We start from the raw sequence: 1,478 nt of genomic DNA, 5'->3' as shown, positions 1-1,478 counted from the left end.
GGAATTAGCGTGTACCTAAGCGGGCTATTTACAATGGGCTGTTGATGTAAAAGTCAGAATGTACTTGATTGATATAGAAAAGACACGGACACTTGAGGTGTAACAACAAATCAAGGCAAAATGATCACCTCGTTTGAACAACAAGATGTCCGTATCAATGACAAATTAACGAATAATTTCGCAAAGCAACTAGAGCGATTGGGTTGCGATGATTTGGCTCGTGAACTCGGCGCCACTAAACGCACACCAAGGAAGTGTAGTGCTGTCAATCTGCTGGTTTCATTCATGGCAATGATCTCTCATGGCCGCTGCAGTTATAACATCTGGGCGATGTTCCTATCTCAGTTGATTGATGACACGATTAGTAAGAAAGCTATAGAAAAACGAGTCAATCACCTTTTGGTGCAACTTGCTAAGGGTCTATTAGAAGCCGCTCTGAAGGTTCATCATGAGAAAATAGTTGATCCCGTACTTTTCTCTGGTTTTAAAAGAGTGCTGCTACACGATGCCACTCATTTAGGCCTTCCCAAATACATGAGTCATGTTTTTCCTGGTAGTAAAAACGGTCACGGCGAGAGTGCTGTGGCTAAGATACAGGCTGTATTTGAGATGCTCACAGGAAATTTCATTGATATTCATCTAGGCTCATTCAGAGATACCGACTTAGTAGATGCGAGTAGAGCCAACCAAGATGTCAGAAAAGATGATCTAGTGATTCGTGATCTAGGCTATCTATCACTAATCTCGTTAGATGAAATCATATCCAAAGGAGCAAGTTTCGTCAATCAAATAAGATCAAATTGGATAATAAGCAGGGAGTGCAACGGTCATAGAATAGACATGCTCAAGGAATTGACTAAGCATAAGAGCCTGGATATCGATGTATTCCTTGGAGCTAAAAACACCATCAAATGTAGATTGGTGAGTGTAAAACTTGGAGAAAAGGCTGCGGCCGAGCGCAGAAGAAAGGCCAAGATGAACGCTCACAAGAACAGGCAGCCATCAAAAGAGAAACTCAAACTTTTGGGCTATGATATCTTTATCACAGATGTGCCACGGGAAAAGTGGAGCTCTGAAAAAGTCGTCCAAGTCTATGCCAACAGATGGTACATAGAGATACTTTTCAAAGCTTGGAAGAACGGAATGGGCATTGAGAAGGATATACCCAATAACTATCTAGACAAAGATAGAGTGGAGCTGTATTTATATATGCGTATGCTGCAAATTGTGCTGTTGATAATGCCACTCTACCATATAACATCAAGACTTGCCTTCGCTAAAGGAAGACAAATCAGTATAGTCTCTGTAACCAAGTATATAATCGATCACATTTGTATTACCACACTAATAGATAGTCTACCAAAGCATATAGAAAGGATTCTTTACTATTGTAGCTATGAACATAGGAAAGACAGGACAAATCATATAGAACGCCTAATAACAGGGAGTTCTTAAGTACACGCTAATTCCTTTAGGGG

General features: G+C 40.5%; 1 protein-coding gene. It reads left to right on the top strand.

Annotation, left to right across the window (positions count from 1 at the left end; genetic code table 11):
- Positions 1-120: 120 nt before the first annotated feature.
- Entirely contained in the window at positions 121-1,455 is a 1,335-nt protein-coding gene (locus G3O08_RS20640; RefSeq protein WP_163287339.1) for an IS4 family transposase, read from the top strand.
- The last annotated feature ends 23 nt before the right edge of the window (positions 1,456-1,478 follow it).

The sequence above is a fragment of the Cryomorpha ignava genome (assembly GCF_010686655.1).
GTDB lineage: Bacteria > Bacteroidota > Bacteroidia > Flavobacteriales_D > Cryomorphaceae > Cryomorpha > Cryomorpha ignava.
Note: the sequence above shows the minus strand (reverse complement) of the source record. Positions and strands in the feature narration are given on the sequence as shown.